This window comes from Streptomyces sp. NPDC060209 (assembly GCF_042728155.1).
GTDB lineage: Bacteria > Actinomycetota > Actinomycetes > Streptomycetales > Streptomycetaceae > Streptomyces.
The window spans coordinates 1-17,178 of the sequence record NZ_JBHWZS010000183.1 but is presented as its reverse complement, the minus strand read 5'-3'; the positions used below and the strand labels follow the sequence as shown (position 1 = coordinate 17,178).

Annotated in this window: 18 protein-coding genes; 5 read left to right on the top strand and 13 right to left on the bottom strand. The window is 71.4% G+C overall.

Translation table 11 applies throughout. The features are described from left to right. Positions 1–49: 49 nt before the first annotated feature. The 5 genes from ACFWFI_RS28460 to afsQ1 form a co-directional block, all read right to left on the bottom strand. Positions 50–253, bottom strand: coding sequence for a PspC domain-containing protein (locus tag ACFWFI_RS28460; protein WP_387395445.1), 204 nt, complete (start codon positions 251–253; stop codon positions 50–52). Between the two features lie 92 nt (positions 254–345). Further along, the gene (locus ACFWFI_RS28455) at positions 346–921 is read right to left on the bottom strand and encodes a VanZ family protein (RefSeq protein WP_387395442.1); all 576 of its coding nucleotides are present in this window, start codon (positions 919–921) and stop codon (positions 346–348) included. Positions 922–1,105: 184 nt separating this feature from the next. Next, complete coding sequence (locus ACFWFI_RS28450) at positions 1,106–1,756, bottom strand: hypothetical protein (protein WP_387395440.1); 651 nt, start codon at positions 1,754–1,756, stop codon at positions 1,106–1,108. Further along, on the bottom strand, positions 1,756–3,282 hold the full coding sequence (locus ACFWFI_RS28445; RefSeq protein ID WP_387395437.1) for an ATP-binding protein: 1,527 nt from the start codon (positions 3,280–3,282) through the stop codon (positions 1,756–1,758). Before ACFWFI_RS28445 ends, ACFWFI_RS28450 begins: the two co-directional genes overlap by 1 nt. Next, positions 3,279–3,956 (bottom strand): two-component system response regulator AfsQ1, encoded by a 678-nt coding sequence (afsQ1, locus tag ACFWFI_RS28440; RefSeq protein WP_015578482.1) that lies wholly within the window; start codon positions 3,954–3,956, stop codon positions 3,279–3,281. The genes ACFWFI_RS28445 and afsQ1 overlap by 4 nt, the downstream gene beginning before the upstream one ends. Positions 3,957–4,125: 169 nt before the next feature. Between afsQ1 and ACFWFI_RS28435 the strand changes: the two genes are divergently transcribed. Next, positions 4,126–4,872, top strand: a complete 747-nt coding sequence (locus tag ACFWFI_RS28435; protein WP_387395434.1) for a SigE family RNA polymerase sigma factor — start codon at positions 4,126–4,128, stop codon at positions 4,870–4,872. Positions 4,873–5,089: 217 nt separating this feature from the next. Here ACFWFI_RS28435 and ACFWFI_RS28430 read toward each other — a convergent pair whose 3' ends face one another. Continuing rightward, positions 5,090–5,794, bottom strand: coding sequence for a uridine kinase family protein (locus ACFWFI_RS28430; RefSeq protein WP_387395432.1), 705 nt, complete (start codon positions 5,792–5,794; stop codon positions 5,090–5,092). A 63-nt stretch (positions 5,795–5,857) separates the two neighbouring features. On the opposite strand from ACFWFI_RS28430, the gene ACFWFI_RS28425 reads away from it, so the two are divergent. Next, positions 5,858–6,283: a hypothetical protein gene (locus tag ACFWFI_RS28425; protein WP_387395430.1), complete on the top strand. Its 426-nt coding sequence runs from the start codon at positions 5,858–5,860 to the stop codon at positions 6,281–6,283. A 59-nt stretch (positions 6,284–6,342) separates the two neighbouring features. Here ACFWFI_RS28425 and ACFWFI_RS28420 read toward each other — a convergent pair whose 3' ends face one another. From ACFWFI_RS28420 to deoC, 3 genes are read right to left on the bottom strand one after another with little or no spacing between them, the layout of a single operon-like run. Next, positions 6,343–7,239 (bottom strand): aldehyde dehydrogenase family protein, encoded by an 897-nt coding sequence (locus ACFWFI_RS28420; protein WP_387395427.1) that lies wholly within the window; start codon positions 7,237–7,239, stop codon positions 6,343–6,345. After that, complete coding sequence (locus ACFWFI_RS28415; RefSeq protein WP_387395424.1) at positions 7,232–8,668, bottom strand: aldehyde dehydrogenase family protein; 1,437 nt, start codon at positions 8,666–8,668, stop codon at positions 7,232–7,234. The genes ACFWFI_RS28420 and ACFWFI_RS28415 overlap by 8 nt, the downstream gene beginning before the upstream one ends. A gap of 5 nt (positions 8,669–8,673) precedes the next feature. Beyond that, positions 8,674–9,621 (bottom strand): deoxyribose-phosphate aldolase, encoded by a 948-nt coding sequence (gene deoC / locus ACFWFI_RS28410; RefSeq protein ID WP_387395450.1) that lies wholly within the window; start codon positions 9,619–9,621, stop codon positions 8,674–8,676. Positions 9,622–9,747: 126 nt separating this feature from the next. Here deoC and ACFWFI_RS28405 point away from each other — a divergent pair, with 126 nt between their 5' ends. Beyond that, the gene (locus tag ACFWFI_RS28405; RefSeq protein ID WP_387395422.1) at positions 9,748–10,386 is read left to right on the top strand and encodes a PH domain-containing protein; all 639 of its coding nucleotides are present in this window, start codon (positions 9,748–9,750) and stop codon (positions 10,384–10,386) included. A 42-nt stretch (positions 10,387–10,428) separates the two neighbouring features. On the opposite strand, the gene ACFWFI_RS28400 is transcribed toward ACFWFI_RS28405, so the two are convergent. The 3 genes from ACFWFI_RS28400 to ACFWFI_RS28390 all read right to left on the bottom strand — a co-directional run bounded on the left by ACFWFI_RS28400 (position 10,429) and on the right by ACFWFI_RS28390 (position 13,696). Further along, a complete protein-coding gene (locus ACFWFI_RS28400; RefSeq protein ID WP_387395420.1) occupies positions 10,429–12,069 on the bottom strand; it encodes a phospho-sugar mutase in 1,641 nt (546 codons plus the stop codon). 261 nt (positions 12,070–12,330) lie between these two features. Then, positions 12,331–13,155, bottom strand: a complete 825-nt coding sequence (locus tag ACFWFI_RS28395) for a purine-nucleoside phosphorylase (RefSeq protein ID WP_387395417.1) — start codon at positions 13,153–13,155, stop codon at positions 12,331–12,333. A 103-nt stretch (positions 13,156–13,258) separates the two neighbouring features. After that, complete coding sequence (locus ACFWFI_RS28390; RefSeq protein WP_073746014.1) at positions 13,259–13,696, bottom strand: gamma-glutamylcyclotransferase; 438 nt, start codon at positions 13,694–13,696, stop codon at positions 13,259–13,261. A gap of 252 nt (positions 13,697–13,948) precedes the next feature. On the opposite strand from ACFWFI_RS28390, the gene ACFWFI_RS28385 reads away from it, so the two are divergent. After that, the gene (locus tag ACFWFI_RS28385; protein WP_387395414.1) at positions 13,949–15,388 is read left to right on the top strand and encodes an NAD(P)H-quinone dehydrogenase; all 1,440 of its coding nucleotides are present in this window, start codon (positions 13,949–13,951) and stop codon (positions 15,386–15,388) included. Positions 15,389–15,511: 123 nt separating this feature from the next. Beyond that, positions 15,512–16,480: a DeoR/GlpR family DNA-binding transcription regulator gene (locus ACFWFI_RS28380; RefSeq protein WP_387395411.1), complete on the top strand. Its 969-nt coding sequence runs from the start codon at positions 15,512–15,514 to the stop codon at positions 16,478–16,480. 28 nt (positions 16,481–16,508) lie between these two features. Here the strand turns inward: ACFWFI_RS28380 and ACFWFI_RS28375 are convergent, their stop codons facing one another. Beyond that, complete coding sequence (locus ACFWFI_RS28375; protein ID WP_387395447.1) at positions 16,509–17,129, bottom strand: TetR/AcrR family transcriptional regulator; 621 nt, start codon at positions 17,127–17,129, stop codon at positions 16,509–16,511. Positions 17,130–17,178: the final 49 nt, after the last annotated feature.

Below are 17,178 nucleotides of genomic sequence, written 5' to 3'. Positions count from 1 at the left end.
CACCCGGACCGGGTGTGCGCCCCACAGGTCTCTCCCCGTGTCCCGATGATCACCAGGCCGTCGCGGCCGGGCTCTTCTCCGACGGCAGCAGTATCCACAGCGCCAGGTAGAGCAGGAACTGAGGGCCGGGCAGCAGGCACGACACCAGGAAGATGACTCGCATCGTCCCTGCGGAGGTGCCGAAGCGCTGTGCCAGCGCTGCGCACACTCCACCGATCATGCGTCCGTCACGGGGGCGGGCAAGTGCGGCCATGGTGGGCTCCTTCGCGAACCGTTTCGGGGAGCAGCTCCGGTCGTGCTCCCGTATCTCCATAGTGGCTCCGCGAAGGGGGACAAAGCATCGCTCTACGGGGCGATGCCGACCCTGGTAATCGTCGGGGTGGACCCCTGAGGGCCCTCGGCCCGGGCCGACAGGAGCCCGTTCCCGATCCGGGACAGGTCGCCGGCCCCCGCCCGGTTGCCCCGGCGCAGCCGTGACCGCGACAGCGGGACGACCAGCAGATGGGCCAGAGCGACGCCCGCGGTGTTCAGGAGCAGCGAGTCGACGTCGACGACCTGGCCCGGCACTCCTGTCTGCGCGAGCTCGATCGCCATCGAGATCAGCGCCCCGGCCGCGACCGTACGGGCCAGCGAGGCCCACGGAGAGACCAGCAGCCTGCCGCCGGCCATCGGCAGCAGTATGCCCAGCGGCGCCAGCAGCAGCAGGGCTTCACCGATACGGCGCACCGCCTCGGCCGGGCTCAGGGCCAGGTCCGCCCTGATCCCGGCGAACGGCTGGAAGTTCGCGGCCGTCACCCAGGGCACGTCCAGCGGGCGCAGCGTCAGCCAGCCGACGTACAGAAGATGCACGAGGAGGAGGAGTACCCCCGCCGCGCGGAAGCGGATGACGGCCGGGCCGTCCGAACTGTGACGCACGTGCACCAAGACGCCACGACCGGCAGGATCGGTTCCGTCCAGTTCCGAGAGGCTCTGTGACGAGCAGCACGAGCAGCACGAGCAGCACGAGCAGCACGAGCGCTACGAGCGGTACGAGAACCCGGGGACGGGCCGGAGCGCCCGGGACGGTCCGAGGGCCGTGGGGCGGCCTCCGGCATCCATGCGGACCTCAGGACAGTCCGATCGCGCCCAGCGTGGGCACCTCGCCGAGCCGGCTCTTCGTCTCCGACGTGCACAGGTAACCCCGCGGGGCGTAGTTCCCGGGCCCGCCGAGCAGGACCGAACCCCCGGAGCCGAGCGACTCGCTGTCCGCGTACGAACACACCACCTGCGCGAGCGCCTCCGCCGGAAGGTCGTCCGGCTGCTCGTTGAGCCGCAGCGTGCCCTCCGGGTCCCCCTTGTGGGCACCGGAGACCCGCAGGCCCGCCGGCACGTCGGTGGTAAAGCCGGCGCGCCGCTCGTCGGAGTCCGGCTCCCGCTGCAGCTCGCTCAGGAGCGTCTGCGCGATCAGGAGCGGATCGGACCGCGCCTCGTCGACCTCGACCGTGCGCTCCACCGTCACCAGCTGCGAGGCGCAGACCAGGTAGATCCGTACGGAGACACTCTCCGGCGGTGGCGCGGTCGCCTGCGCCGATGCCGTCCGGCACGGCATCCGGGACGGCGCGGCCCCGGCGTCGACCGGGACCGAGGTGCTGCGGATGCCACAGCCCGCGGCCAGCGCGGCGCAGGCCGCGACGGCGGCCAGCGCGGCAACGGCCCTGCGGGGACTCCGCGCCGGCCGGGCCCTGCGCGGTGCGCCGTACGCCCGCTCGCTGCGCATCACTTAGAGTCGCCCTTCTCGTCCGGGTCGTCCGACTCCGGGGCGCCGGTCAGCGCCTCCGCGTCCCGCGGGAGCCGCAGCACGAACACCGCGCCCTCGCCGTCCGGCAGGTTCGAGGCCGTGATGTCGCCGCCGTGGATGTGAGCGTTCTCCACCGCGATGGACAGGCCGAGACCGCTGCCTTCCGAGCGCGGGCGGGAGGCACTCGCCTTGTAGAAGCGGTCGAACACATGGGGCAGGACCTCTTCGGGGATGCCCGGGCCGTGGTCGCGCACCTCGATGACCAGCTCGTCCTCGTCCGTCCGTACGGACACCCGCACCGGCGATCCGCCGTGCTTGAGGGCGTTGCCGATCAGATTCGCCAGGATCACGTCGAGCCGGCGCGGGTCCAGCCGCACCATGATGCCGCGCTCCGCGTCCAGATCGACCGCGTCCAGCCAGGCGCGGGCGTCGATGCAGGCGGTCACCTGATCGGCGACATCGACCGTGTCCAGGACGAGGCGGGCCGTACCGGCGTCGAAGCGGGTGACCTCCATGAGGTTCTCGACCAGGTCGTTCAGCCGCCGCGTCTCGCTCACCACCAGGTGCACGGCCGGCGCGATCATCGGGTCCAGGCTGTCCGCCTCGTCCTCCAGCACCTCGGCGACCGCCGTGATCGCGGTCAGCGGGGTGCGCAGTTCGTGCGACATGTCGGCGACGAACCTGCGGCTCGACTCCTCCCGCGCGCTCATGTCCGCGACCTTCTTCTCCAGGGAGCTCGCGGCCTTGTTGAACGTATGGGAGAGATCGGCGAGTTCATCGGTTCCGGAGACAACGAGACGGGTGTCGAGCTTGCCCTCGCCGAGCTTGCGTGCCGCGTCGCCCAGCCGCTGCACCGGCCGCAGCACGGTCGTCGCCGCGGCCTGGGCGAGGAGCGCCGAGCCGACCAGGGCCAGTGCCGTGGCGATCCCCAGGGACCACGCCAGCGAACTGAGGTCCTCGCGCTCCTGGTCGAGCGACTTCAGCATGTATCCGGCGGGACCACCACCGATGATCTTCGTCCCGGCCACCAGATAGGGCGTGTTGCCCAGGGTCGTCCGCTGCCAGAACAGGTGGTACTCAAAGGTGTTGGTCGACGTCAGCGGCTGCTTCTTGTTCACCTGCTTCTGCAGCGAGGCGGGCACGTCGGCCTTGGTGAACGAGTCGAGGTCGGACGACCCGGTGACGGGCTTGCCGTCACGGGTGCCGATCAGCAGCACGTGGTAGCCCGGTCCGCTGCTCGCCATCTGCTCGGCGGCGTCCCGCAGATCGTCCGCCGTGGGCTCCAGCGGCAGCGAGGCGGCCTGGTTCTGCATCTGACGGCGGAAGTCGCCGAGCGCCGTGTCCTGCGTACGCGTCAGGACCGCCTCACGGTTGAGCCAGTACGCGATGCCCGACGCGGACACCGCCGCCGTGAGGGCCACCAGCGCGAACACGATCAGAAGCCGCAGCCGCAGGCTGGTCCAGCGAAGACCCGCGAGTATGGAACGCTTCGCGGAATCGCTCACTGAGGCGAATCCAGCCGGTAGCCCACACCACGCACGGTACGGATCAGAGTCGGCGAGGACGGCACGTCCTCCACCTTCGCCCGCAGCCGCTGCACACAGGCGTCCACCAGCCGTGAGTCACCGAGATAGTCGTGTTCCCACACGAGACGCAGCAACTGCTGCCGGGACAGGGCCTGTCCCGGCCGGCGGCTCAGTTCGAGCAGGAGCCGCAGCTCGGTCGGCGTGAGCTGCAGGTCCTCCCCGTTCTTGGTGACGGTCATCGCCGAACGGTCGATGACGACACTCCCGAACGTCGCCGAGTCCGTGGACTCTCTCTCCCCGCGGCGCAGGACCGCGCGGATACGGGCGTCGAGTACCCGGCCCTGTACGGGTTTCACCACATAGTCGTCCGCGCCGGACTCCAGTCCCACCACGACGTCGATGTCGTCGCTGCGCGCGGTCAGCAGAATGATCGGCAGCTGGTCGGTACGCCGGATTCGCCGGCAGACCTCGAAACCATCGATCCCGGGCAGCATCACATCCAGCACAACCAGGTCAGGCCGCTGCTCCCGGAGCAGCTCCAGGCCGTCCTCTCCCGTCGCCGCGGTGGCCACACGGTGGCCCTGGCGTGACAGGGAAAGTTCGAGGGCTGTGCGGATGGCGTCGTCGTCCTCGATCAGCAACAGGAAAGGCACGTGGGCCATTCTGGCCCATGGTGGTGCCACGTTTCGACAATCCCCCCGACTTGATCGGACGACATGCCCTGTGACAGCCCTGTGACAGTCGGGGGACAGGCCCATGAAACTGCCCCGGCAAGCTCGTTGGAACACGGAACGAACGGACTCCACCGATGGGGGGCGCCAGATGAACGCACTGCACAGCACCACCTCAAGCGCAGTTGTCACACGCCTTCACGACGTCGGGCGGAGCCCGGAGAAGTCCGGCGTCGGAGCGCGGGGGCGTGTGCGTGGCGCCGGGCGTCAGCACTCGTCGTATCTGACGATGGTTGACGCGCCCACGGGGGAAAACGGGGGAAGCGCGTACGGGGAGGTCTCGGGGGACCGGACGCCCCTGGCCCGGACGGAGGACGCCGAAGCCGCGTTCACCGCCTATGTCCAGGAGCGCCGTGCCTCCCTGTACGCAACCGCCTATCACCTGACCGGCGACCGGTTCGAGGCCGAGGATCTGCTGCAGAGCGCCCTCTTCTCGACGTACCGGGCGTGGGACAGGATCAGCGACAAGGCGGCTGTCGGCGGATATCTCCGCCGCACCATGACCAACCTGCACATCAGCGCGTGGCGCAGGCGCAAGCTCAACGAGTACCCGACCGAGGAGCTGCCGGAGACGGTGAGCGACACGGACGCGATGCGGGGCACGGAACTGCGGGCGGTGCTCTGGCAGGCGCTCGCGCGGCTGCCCGAACTCCAGCGCACGATGCTGGTCCTCCGCTATTACGAGGGCCGCACGGACCCGGAGATCGCGTCCATCCTCGACATCAGTGTCGGCACGGTGAAGTCGAGCATCTGGCGGTCGCTCCGCCGGCTGCGTGAGGACGACGTCCTCAGCTTCGGCCGTGACGAGGAGGAGTCCTTCGGCGAGCTGGTGGCCTGAGGCGTACGGGGGATACGGGGGAACGGTCGCTGCTTCGGGGGAGGCGGCGACACGGGGGAAAGGCCGCGGCTTCGGGGGAGGCGGCGACACGGGGGAAAGGCCGCGGCTTCGGGGGAGGCGGCGGTACGGGGGTAGCGCGCAGCTGGGGCGGACAGGCCGGGGGGTCCTGTCCGCCCCCGCTGTGTTTCCGGAACAGCCCTTGTCTCCGGGACAGCCCTTAGTTCGGCACCCGGCTCCGCGGGGTCCGGCAGCGCCCCGCCGCGGCGGCGGCGAGCCTGCCCAGAGCTTCCTGCCGGGCGCAGGGATACGCACCCAGTGCCGCCTGGCGGGCCACGATGCCCCGCTCGGCCCGCATCAGCCGCCATCCGCGCCGCAGGAGGAACGGCACCGACTTCCGGCCCTCCCGCAGATCCCGCACCAGTCGTCGGCGGAACGTGGTCGACGGCCGCCCGCGCAGGCACAGCGCGTCCGCGAGCAGGCCCATCTCCTGGCAGCGCCGCACTATGTCCGCCGCGAAGATTCCCTCGGCGACGAACAGGGGCGTGCGTTCGATGTCGAGCGTCTCCTGGCCCGTCCGCGAACTCGTGGCGATGTCGTACAGGGGAACGGACGTACGCCCCGTGGCGCACAGCTCCGCTATGGCCGCGACCGCGCCGTCCGCGTCCCAGGACAGGGCCGAGTCCCAGTCGATGTCCGCGCTGCCGGTGACCCGGGGCAGTGTCGGATCGTTCGCCTCCTTGTAGAAGTCGTCCAGGCGCAGCACCGGGAGACCGCTGCGGGCCGCGAGGGAGGACTTGCCGGAGCCGGACGGACCGGCGAGCAGCACGACGCGCGTGGGGATCGGTTGGGAACTCACAGAACAGAAGTGTGAGGCATTGACCCGCGTAGGGGATCGCCGGGAGGTCCTGTTGGTATCGAGCATCACACCTCAACTACTCTGCGCGCACGGATGATTACCCGACACGTCCCGATCAGGTGGGAAAACATGGCACGACATGCACTGTCCAAGCCCCGGCGCCGAGCTCTGCTCCGCGCCGGTCTGACCCTCACCGCACTGGGCGCGGCGCTCGGTGCGGGAGGGGCGGCGGCGCAGGCCGCGCCGCTGCCCGCACCGCCCGCGACCGGCGCCGACGCCGCGGACAGCACCCTGGGGGCTGTCGGTGACGCGGCGGCGCCCGCACTGACCAGCGCGCTCGGTTACGGGCTCTCCGGGGCCGTGAAGCCCGTCACCGACCTTCAGATCGACCCGCTGGCCGGGACGGGCGTGGACCCGCTGGACAACGCGGTGGGCACCCAGGTCGCCGACTTCAAGCCCGTGACCACCGCGCTGGTCACCGACCCGCTGACCAGCGGTGCCGCGCTCAGTGATCTGCCCGTGGTCGGAGAGGTGACCGGTCTGGTCACCGGCTGACCTGTCGTACGCACGTGTGTGGGGTCGCCCGGTGGGCGGCCCCACACACGTGCCCGGGGTCAGTAGGAGGAGCCGGAGGCCCCAAGTGCGCCCGTCGGGTGCCAGACCGTCTTGGTCTCCAGGAAGGCCGTCAGGCGCCGGGTGCCGGGGTCGGCCGACCAGTCGCCCGTGTCCACAGCCTGTGGACGGGAGATGCGCTTCAGGTTGTCCGCCGCCGCGATCTCCAGCTCCTTCGCCAGCCCGGCGTCGGCCCCCGTGAGGTCGATGGCGTTGACGTCCTGGTGCGAGGCCAGGGGCGCCGCCAGTTCGGCCGTCTTCCCCGACAGGATGTTCACCACACCGCCCGGCAGGTCCGACGTCGCCAGCACCTCGCCCAGCGAGAGCGCGGGCAGCGGCGCGTCGGCCGAGGCGACGACGACCGCGGTGTTGCCCGTGGCGATCACCGGGGCGACCACCGACACCAGGCCCAGGAACGAGGACTCCTGCGGGGCCAGGACCGCGACCACGCCCGTCGGCTCCGGGGTGGACAGGTTGAAGAACGGGCCCGCGACCGGGTTCGCCCCGCCCACGACCTGGCCGATCTTGTCGGTCCAGCCCGCGTACCAGACCCAGCGGTCGACCGCCGCGTCGACGACGGCTGCCGCCTTGGACTTCGACAGTCCCTCGGCGTCCGCCACCTCCCGCACGAACTGCTCCCTGCGGCCCTCCAGCATCTCCGCGACGCGGTAGAGGATCTGCCCGCGGTTGTACGCGGTCGCGCCCGACCAGCCGCCGAAGGCCTTGCGCGCGGCCACGACCGCGTCGCGGGCGTCCTTGCGCGAGGACTGCGGGGCGTTCGCCAGCCACCTGCCCTTGGAGTCGGTCACCTCGTACACCCGGCCGCTCTCGGAGCGGGGGAACTTGCCCCCGACGTACAGCTTGTAGGTCTTGAAGACGCTCAGTCGCCCGTCAGACATCGAGGTAGGCCTCCAGACCGTGACGGCCGCCTTCGCGGCCGAAGCCCGACTCCTTGTATCCGCCGAACGGCGAGGTCGGGTCGAACTTGTTGAACGTGTTGGCCCACACCACGCCGGCGCGGAGCTTGTTCGCCACCGCGAGGATGCGGGAGCCCTTCTCCGTCCAGATGCCCGCCGACAGGCCGTACTGGCTGTTGTTGGCCTTGGCGACGGCCTCGTCCGGCGTACGGAAGGTCAGCACCGACAGCACCGGGCCGAAGATCTCGTCGCGGGCGACGGTGTGTGCCTGGGTGACCCCGGTGAAGAGGGTCGGTGCGAACCAGTAACCGGCGGACGGCAGTTCGCACGGCGCGGACCACCGCTCCGCGCCCTCCGCCTCACCGGTCTCGACGAGCGCGCCGATCCGGGCGAGCTGCTCCGCGGAGTTGATCGCGCCGATGTCGGTGTTCTTGTCCAGCGGATCGCCGAGCCTGAGCGTGGACAGCCGGCGCTTGAGGGAGTGCAGCACCTCGTCGTGCACGGACTCCTGCACGAGGAGCCGCGAGCCCGCGCAGCAGACCTGGCCCTGGTTGAAGAAGATGCCGGTCACGATGCCTTCGACGGCCTGGTCGACCGGGGCGTCGTCGAAGACGATGTTGGCGCCCTTGCCGCCCAGTTCGAGCGTGGCCTTCTTGTCCGTACCGGCGATCTGCCGCGCGATGGCCTTGCCGACGGCGGTGGACCCGGTGAAGGCGACCTTGTTCACGTCGGGGTGCGAGACGAGCGCCTCGCCCGCGTCGCCGTATCCCGTGAGGATGTTGACGACGCCTCTGGGCAGGCCGGCCTGGCGGCAGACGTCGGCGAAGAACAGCGCGGACAGCGGAGTGGTCTCCGCCGGCTTCAGCACCACGGTGTTGCCGGTGGCGAGCGCCGGGGCGATCTTCCAGGCCAGCATCAGCAGCGGGAAGTTCCACGGAATGACCTGGCCGGCCACGCCGAGCGGGCGCGGGTCCGGACCGTAGCCGGCGTGGCCCAGCTTGTCGGCCCAGCCGGCGTAGTAGAAGAAGTGCGCGGCGACGAGCGGGAGGTCCGCGTCGCGGGTCTCCCTGATCGGCTTGCCGTTGTCCAGGGTCTCCAGGACGGCCAGCTCGCGCGAGCGCTCCTGGATGATCCGGGCGATCCGGAACAGGTACTTGGCGCGCTCGGAGCCGGGCAGCGCCGACCACTTCTCGAAAGCCTTGCGGGCCGCCTTCACGGCCCGGTCGACGTCCTCGGTGCCCGCTCGCGCGACTTCGGAGAGGACCTCCTCGGTGGACGGGCTGACCGTCTTGAAGACCTTGCCGTCGGCCGCCTCGGTGAACTCGCCGTCGATGAACAGGCCGTACGAGGGGGCGATGTCGACGACGGAGCGGGACTCCGGTGCCGGCGCGTAATCGAATGCAGATGCCATGGAGATCAGTCCACCGTCACGTAATCGGGGCCGGAGTAACGGCCGGTGCTGAGCTTCTGGCGCTGCATCAGCAGGTCGTTCAGCAGGCTGGAGGCGCCGAAGCGGAACCAGTGGTTGTCCAGCCAGTCCTCGCCCGCGGTCTCGTTCACCAGGACGAGGAACTTGATCGCGTCCTTGGAGGTGCGGATGCCGCCCGCGGGCTTCACGCCGATCTGCACGCCCGTCTGCTCCCGGAAGTCGCGCACGGCCTCCAGCATCAGCAGGGTGTTCGCCGGGGTGGCGTTGGTGCCGACCTTGCCGGTCGACGTCTTGATGAAGTCCGCTCCCGCCAGCATCCCGAGCCAGGAGGCCCGCCGGATGTTGTCGTACGTGGACAGCTCGCCGGTCTCGAAGATCACCTTCAGCCGTGCGGAGCCGCACTCGGCCTTCACGGCGACGATCTCCTCGTAGACCTTGAGGTAGCGGCCGGAGAGGAAGGCGCCGCGGTCGATCACCATGTCGATCTCGTCGGCCCCTGCCGCCACGGCGTCGCGGACGTCCGCGAGCTTGACGTCCAGCGCGGCGCGTCCGGCGGGGAAGGCCGTCGCGACGGACGCGACCTTCACCCCGGAGCCGGCCAGCGCGGCGACGGCGGTCGCCGCCATGTCGGGGTAGACGCAGACGGCCGCGGTGCGCGGGGCCGTGCGGTCGGTGGGGTCGGGGTTGACCGCCTTGGCGGCGAGAGCCCGGACCTTGCCCGGGGTGTCCGCGCCTTCCAGCGTCGTCAGGTCGATCATCGAGATGGCGAGATCGATGGCGTACGCCTTGGCGGTCGTCTTGATCGATCGGGTACCGAGGGAGGCGGCGCGCGCTTCGAGGCCGACGGTGTCGACACCGGGCAGCCCGTGCAGGAAGCGGCGCAGCGCACTGTCGGACGCCGTCGCGTCGGCAAATGCGGGAGCAGTGGTGGGCATGGTCACCACATGAGCATATCTACGCGCGTAGCGACCTGTACAGGCCCCTCCCCGTTTCGGGCCTTCCACAGGCCGGGCACACGGCCGCGCCGCGTCCCCGGTGACGCGTCAGGCAGAATCGGGACCATGACGAGCCCCACACCCCCCGCCGAGCCCGCCTACGCCGACCGGACCTTCCGGTCGGGCGCCGGGCTGGTCAGCGGCGCGCTGCTGATCCTGCTGGCCGGCTGGATCGGCGGCGACGCGGTGGTCCAGGGCAAGGGGTGGGTGCCGTGGCTGGCGCTGGCCGCGCTGCTGACGGTGATCCCGCTGATCGTGGCGTTCACGCTGCGGCCCGCGGTCTTCGCCGACGAGGAGCGGATCCGGATCCGCAACCCGTTCCGCACGATCGTGCTGCCCTGGACGGACGTCTCCACCCTGCGCGCCGCCTACTCGAGCGAGATCTTCACCCACAGCGGCGACAAGTACCAGCTGTGGGCGGTCCCGGTCTCGCTGCGCGAGCGCAAGAGGGCGGCCAGGAAGGCCACCCAGCAGGCGCACGACGACCCGTACGGCCGGACCTCCGTGCACGCCGACGTCCGTGACTCCCAGGCCCGTGCCGCCGCCGCGGACCGGACGGTGGCCGACCTGCGGGAACTCGCCGAGCGTGCCGGCCGGGGCAAGGGGCCTGGCGCGACCACCGCGTCGGCGCGCTGGGCCTACGAGGTGATCGTCCCGGCCGTGGTCGGCGCCGTGCTGTTCGTGGTCCTGCTCGCCATCGGCTGACCGGGGCAGGATCCAGCCGGTGTCGCCAGATGGTCGCGGACGTCAGATCCCCGCCGCGGCAGCCAGGTCGCGCTTGATGGCGGCCAGCAGCTCCGCGCCCTTCGCGCCGGCCGCGGGCAGTTCGTCCGCCGAACCGACCGGGACCACGACCTCCAGGTAGCACTTGAGCTTCGGCTCGGTGCCGCTCGGGCGGACGATGACCCTGGCGCCCGTCAGGTGGTAGCGCAGGCCGTCGGTGGGCGGCAGCGAGTCCGTGCCCAGGGAGAGGTCCTCGGCAGAGGTGACGGGGAGGCCCGCCAGGGCGGTCGGGGGAGCCTCGCGCAGGCGCCGCATGGCGTCCGCGATGACCGTCAGGTCCTCGACCCGGACCGACAGCTGGTCCGTGGCGTGCAGTCCGTGCTCGACCGCGAGGTCGTCGAGCAGGTCGAGGAGGGTCCGGCCCTTCTCCTTGAGCGCGGAGGCGAGTTCGGCGATCAGCAGGGCGGCCGTGATGCCGTCCTTGTCGCGAACACCCTCCGGGTCCACGCAGTAGCCGAGCGCCTCCTCGTATCCGTACCGAAGGCCGTCGACGCGGGCGATCCACTTGAAGCCCGTCAGCGTCTCCTCGTAGCCGAGGCCCGCCTTCTCGGCGATCCGGCCCAGCAGGGACGAGGACACGATCGACTCGGCGAACACTCCGCCGACACCGCGGTCCACCAGATGGGCGGCGAGCAGGGCGCCGACCTCGTCGCCGCGCAGCATCCGCCAGCCGTCCCCTGCCGACGGGTCGGGCACGGCGACGGCGCAGCGGTCGGCGTCCGGGTCGTTGGCGATGACGATGTCCGGGCGTGCCCGGCGCGCGGTCGCGAACGCGAGGTCCATGGCGCCGGGCTCTTCCGGGTTGGGGAAGGCGACGGTGGGGAACGCCGGGTCGGGGTCCGCCTGTTCGGCGACGAGCACGGGCTCGGGGAAACCGGCCCGGGCGAAGGCAGCCGTCAGGACGGAGGTGCCGACGCCGTGCATCGCGGTGTAGACGGTGCGCGCGGTGCGGGGGGAGCCGGGGCTGAGGACGGCGTCCGTACGGGCGAGGTATGCGGCCAGGACCTCGTCGCCGAGGATCTCCCAGCCGGACTCCGGGCGGGGTACACCGTCGAGCGGGCCCACCGCCGCGATCGCCTTGGCGATCTCCGCGTCGGCCGGTGGCACGATCTGCGAGCCGTCGCCGAGGTAGACCTTGTAGCCGTTGTCACGCGGCGGGTTGTGGCTGGCCGTGACCTCCACGCCGGCGACGGCACCCAGGTGCCGTATGGCGTACGCGAGGACCGGTGTGGGCAGCGGACGCGGGAGCACGGCCGCGCGCAGGCCGGCGCCGGTCATCACGGCCGCGGTGTCGCGGGCGAAGTCGGCGGACTTGTAGCGGGCGTCGTAGCCGATGACGACGAGCCCGCCCGACCGGCCCTGCGCCTTCAGGTACGCGGCGAGCCCGGCGGCCGCGCGGATGACGACGGAGCGGTTCATGCGCATCGGCCCGGCGCCGATCTCTCCGCGCAGGCCGGCCGTGCCGAACTGGAGCGTGCCCGCGAAGCGGTCGGCGAGCGCCGCGAGGTCCCCGGTGTCGATGAGCCCGGCGAGCTCCGCGCGGGTCTCGGGGTCCGGGTCCTCGGCCAGCCAGGTCCTGGCCCGCGTGATGAGGTCCTGCTGCACGGTGTCCGCCTTTCTGCGGTGCGATTGGGTGGGGGCGGGTCGGGCGGGGTCGGGGTAGGGGCCGCTGCGCGGGGCTGTTCCCCTGCCCGCCCCTTCCCGAAACCGGGGGCTCCGCCCCGGACCCTCGCGCCTCGAGCGCCGGCGAGGCTGAATCCGCTCAGCCGCGTCTCGGATGAGGTGAGGCCGGATTCGTGCAGCCCCGCGCCTCGAACGCCGCCAGGCTGATCTCGGTCGCCCGGTGCCTCGGGGGAGACGGGCGGCTCAGATCCGGTCCAGTACCCGCGCGAGCAGCGCGCCCATCTGCGTTGCCGAGTCGCGGCCGGCCTGGAGGACCTCCTCGTGGTTGAGGGGTTCGCCGCTCAGGCCCGCGGCGAGGTTCGTGACCAGGGAGATGCCCAGCACCTCCGCACCGGCCTCACGGGCCGCGATGGCCTCGAGGACGGTGGACATGCCGACCAGGTCGCCGCCCATGACGCGGACCATGTTGATCTCGGCCGGGGTCTCGTAGTGCGGGCCGGGGAACTGCACGTACACGCCCTCTTCGAGCGTCTCGTCGATCTCCTTGCACAGCGCCCGCAGTCGCGGCGAGTACAGGTCGGTCAGGTCGACGAAATTCGCTCCCACGATCGGCGAGGCGGCCGTGAGGTTGATGTGGTCGCTGATGAGGACCGGCTGGCCGGGGCGCATGCCCTCGCGCAGGCCGCCGCACCCGTTCGTCAGGATGACGGTCCGGCAGCCCGCGGAGACGGCCGTACGGACGCCGTGGGCGACCGCCGCGACGCCGCGGCCCTCGTAGTAGTGCGTGCGGCCCAGGAAGACCAGGGCGCGCTTCTCGCCGATCCGGTACGAGCGGATCGTGCCGCCGTGGCCCTCCACCGCCGGGGCAGGAAAGCCGGGCAGGGCGGTGACCGGGAACTCGGCCTCCGGGATGCCGAGCGCATCGCCGGCGGGGGCCCACCCGGAGCCCATCACGAGAGCGACGTCGTGGGTCTCGGCGCCGGTCAGCTCGCGCAGGCGGGCGGCGGCGTCGGCAGCGGCGGCGTGGGGGTCGCCCTGGATGTGGTCCGGAATAACAGATGCGTTCACGCGGATGAGGGTAACCGGTGATTCCCTACGCGCGTAGATGCGTCCGTGGAGACTCTGGCCGGTCCTCTTCGTACTTTCGTACAGAAGCCGGTCGGGGCAGGGATCAGCAGGGGTGCTTGCGGAGGTTCATCACATAGTCGTGCGGCGCACCGGCGGACTCGGCGGCGTCGGCCACCTCGCCCAGATAGCGCGCCGAGGGCAGCCCGCCCTCGTAGCCGTTGAGGACGTACATCCAGGCCGGCTCCTCGCCGTCCAGCGTGTGCACGCGCACCCGCATGCGCCGGTAGATGTCGAGCCCGACACCCTCCCAGCGGTCCATGGAGTCCTCGTCCATCGGGGCCAGGTCGTACAGCGCGACGAACACCTGGGAACGAGGTGCCTCCACCACCGTGGCCAGCGCGCCCTCCCAGCCCATCTGCTCCCCGCCGAACGTCAGCCGCCAGCCGTTGAGCCAGCCCGTGCCGCGCAGCGGGGAATGCGGTGCGCGGCGCGTCATCAGCCGCGCGTCGAGGTTGCCGGCGTACGCGGCGTAGAGCGACATGGGGTCGAGGGTACGGGAGGTGGCGGGGAGCGTGCCGGTTCCGACGAGGAAGACGCCCGGTCGGGGGCGGTCCGCGGAGGGCCGGAGGCCGTGGCCCGGCCAGGCGCGTTCCCGGATGGAGGGCCCCGGGGCGAAGCAGCTTGGCGCGTGCGGGACAATGAATTACGTACTGCATACGCCGGGGCGATCCCCCGGACCCCCGGCCGGGGCGGCAGACGGCCGTGGGATGACACCACGCGAGGCGGACTTTTCGTGACCCGGATCGTGATCATCGGCGGCGGCCCCGGCGGCTACGAGGCGGCACTGGTCGGCGCCCAGCTCGGCGCGGAGGTGACCGTCGTCGACTGCGACGGCCTCGGCGGCGCGTCGGTCCTCACCGACTGCGTGCCCTCCAAGACCCTGATCGCGACGGCCGAGGTGATGACCACCTTCGACTCCTCCTACGAGGAACTCGGCATCATCGTCGCCGACGACACCCCGCACATGGAGCAGGCCGCCCGGGTGGTGGGTGTCGACCTCGGCAAGGTCAACCGGCGGGTCAAGCGCCTCGCGCTCGCCCAGTCGCACGACATCACCGCCTCCGTCACCCGCGCGGGTGCCAGGGTCATGCGCGGCCGCGGCCGGCTGGAGGGCCTCCAGGCCACCGACGGGTCCCGCCAGGTCGTGGTGACGGCCGCCGACGGCACCGAGGAGCGGCTCACCGCCGACGCGGTGCTGATCGCGACCGGCGGCCACCCCCGGGAGATCCCGGACGCCCAGCCCGACGGCGAGCGCATCCTGAACTGGACGCAGGTCTACGACCTGGACGAGCTCCCCGAGGAGCTCATCGTGGTCGGCTCGGGTGTCACCGGCGCCGAGTTCGCCGGCGCCTACCAGGCGCTCGGCTCGCGCGTGACGCTGGTCTCCTCCCGTGACCGCGTGCTCCCGGGTGAGGACCCGGACGCCGCCGCAGTCCTGGAGGACGTCTTCCGGCGCCGCGGCATGAACGTCATGGCCCGCTCCCGCGCCCAGTCCGCCAAGCGCGTCGGCGACCGCGTCGAGGTGACGCTGGCCGACGGCCGCGTCATCTCCGGCACACACTGCCTGATGGCGGTCGGCGCGATCCCCAACACCGCGGGCATGGGCCTGGAGGAGTCCGGGGTGCAGCTCAAGGAGTCCGGGCACATCCGGACCGACCGGGTCTCCCGCACCAGCGCCCCCGGGGTGTACGCGGCGGGCGACGTCACCGGGATCTTCGCCCTGGCCTCGGTCGCGGCGATGCAGGGCCGGATCGCGATGTACCACTTCCTCGGCGACGCGGTGGCGCCGCTGAACCTGAAGACGGTCTCCGCGAACGTCTTCACCGACCCCGAGATCGCCACCGTCGGTTACAGCCAGGCGGACGTCGACTCAGGCAAGATCGACGCCCGTGTCGTGAAGCTGCCGTTGCTGCGCAACCCGCGCGCCAAGATGCAGGGCATCCGGGACGGCTTCGTCAAGATCTTCTGCCGGCCCGGTACCGGCATCGTGGTCGGCGGCTGTGTGGTCGCCCCGAGGGCAAGTGAGCTGATCCACCCGATCTCGCTCGCGGTCGACAACAACCTGACGGTGGAGCAGATCGCCAACGCCTTCACCGTGTACCCGTCCCTTTCCGGCTCGATCGCCGAAGTGGCCCGGCAGTTGCACACCCGTAAGAGCGCCGGCGAGGCGTAGTACGGACTGCTCGTAACGAAGGCGGGGCCCCCTATACCACTAGGGGGCCCCGCCTATGTACAACTTCTGTTATTCGGCGCAAACTGCTGAAAAGCAACCTACGGCCAGGTTACTGTCAGTTTCGTGTTCGCTGCAGAACGTCGTCAATTGATCCTCGAAATGGTGCGCGCCAACGGGGCGGTATCGCTCCGTGAGCTCGCCCGCGTCGTCCAGACCTCCGAAGTGACCGTACGGCGGGACGTGCGGGCACTGGAGGCAGAAGGACTCCTCGACCGCCGGCACGGCGGTGCGGTCTTGCCGGGCGGTTTTACGCGGGAGTCCGGCTTTCCGCAGAAATCCCATCTCTCCACCGCGGAGAAAACGGCTATCGCCGACCTGGCGGCCGGTCTGGTCGGTGAGGGCGAGGCCATCGTGGTCGGCGCCGGAACGACCACGCAGGAGCTGGCCCGCCGGCTCGCGCGGGTGCCCGGCCTGACCGTGGTCACCAACTCGCTGCTGGTCGCCCAGGCGTTGGCCCATGCCAACCGGGTGGAAGTGGTGATGACGGGCGGCACCCTGCGCGGGAGCAACTACGCCCTCGTCGGCAGCGGTGCCGAGCAGTCCCTCCAAGGGCTGCGGGTGAGCCGCGCCTTCCTCTCCGGGAGCGGGCTGACCGCCGAGCGCGGGCTGTCCACGTCCAACATGCTCTCGGCGAGCGTGGACCGGGCTCTGGTGCAGGCGGCGGCCGAGGTGGTGGTCCTGGCGGACCACACGAAGCTCGGCTCCGACACCATGTTCCAGACGGTGCCCACGGAGCTGATCACCCGTCTGGTGACGGACGAGCCGCCGGTCCACGACGAGCGTGCGGCCACGGAGCTGCAGGCCCTGGCCGACCAGGGCGTGGAGATCACGGTGGCCGGGCCCGGCGCGGAGTCCACGGCCGGTGATGCCCTGCCGCCCGGACGGCAGACCAGGCAGGAGATGCCGTTGCCCGGACAGCGGCGCACGCAGGGCGGCCACGGAGGGCCGGGAGGCCTCGGGCCGCAGCTCCGGAGCGCGGCCGCGCTGGCGGACGGGCCCGTGGGCCGCGTCGCGGACCTACGGCGCCGGTAGGCCGGTGGCGGTGCGCCGGACGGCGCCCTCAGTCGCCGGGAGGGGGTGACAGCTGCGGGCCGGCCGGGTCGGCCTTCAGACCGCGGAGCGTCAGCCGGAGCAGACGGTTGGCCAGGGCGGGGTCGGTCGGGGTCTGCTCCGCGGCCAGCGCGATCGCGTTCGTCAGTTGCAGAAGGTCGTCGATCGACACATCCGCCCGCACCGAGCCACTCGACTGTGCTCGCGTCAGCAGCCGCGCACCGGCCTGGCGCAGGGGCACATGACACGAGGTCAGTTCCGAGGTCTCGTCACCCGAAGCCGACATGAGCGCCTGTGCGAGGCCGCGGTACTCACCCGCATGAGTGACGATCGCACCCAGCCACTCCACGAGCGCGGTGCACGGCTGTTCGGCGTGCGCCAGTTCGCGGGAGCGGTCGAGCAGAGCGTTCAGGGCGTCCTGGAACACCGCGTTCATCAGGGCCTGGCGGTTCGGGAAGTGCCGGTAGAGCGTGCCGATGCCGACGCCCGCCCGCCGGGCGATGTCCTCCAGCGAGGCATCCGTGCCCTGGGCGGCGAAGGACGTACGTGCCTCGCTCAGCAGCCGGTCGTAGTTGCGGCGCGCGTCGGCGCGCATCGGCCGGGCCGGTGTCGGTGCCGTGCTCATCGCCATCGCCCTGTCCTCCTGGTGTCCGCTCCGCGTCCCAAGGATGCCACTGGGG